Origin of the sequence: Corynebacterium sp. AOP40-4SA-5, assembly GCF_052377355.1 — a bacterium.
Taxonomy (GTDB): Bacteria; Actinomycetota; Actinomycetes; order Mycobacteriales; family Mycobacteriaceae; genus Corynebacterium.
In genome coordinates this window covers 1-225 of record NZ_JBQSWS010000073.1, presented here as the reverse complement: position 1 = coordinate 225, position 225 = coordinate 1, and the positions used below count along the sequence as shown (strand labels likewise).

The following is a 225-nucleotide window of genomic DNA, read 5'->3' as shown; positions in this document are numbered from 1 at the left end:
AACGGCCAGGCGTTGCAGGATCCAGCGAGTCGCCCGGTGGGTCAGTTTCGACCCGTCGTCAGCACAACCCAGTGAAGCATGGAAGATTCTCCGGCCGCAGGCATCGTTGGTGCAGGTGAACCGCGGGACACGGACGTGAAGTCGCGTCGGGAAGCCGACGACCGGCAGGTCCACCAGCTGCTGGGTGACGTGATCTCGCAACACACCTGCATGTTTGCAGCCAGG

1 protein-coding gene is annotated in these 225 nt (G+C 63.6%); it reads right to left on the bottom strand.

Annotated elements, in window-relative coordinates:
• Nucleotides 1-225 (bottom strand): transposase family protein (locus tag ACT3S3_RS15325; RefSeq protein WP_444627023.1); only part of this gene is annotated, 225 nt, incomplete at both ends.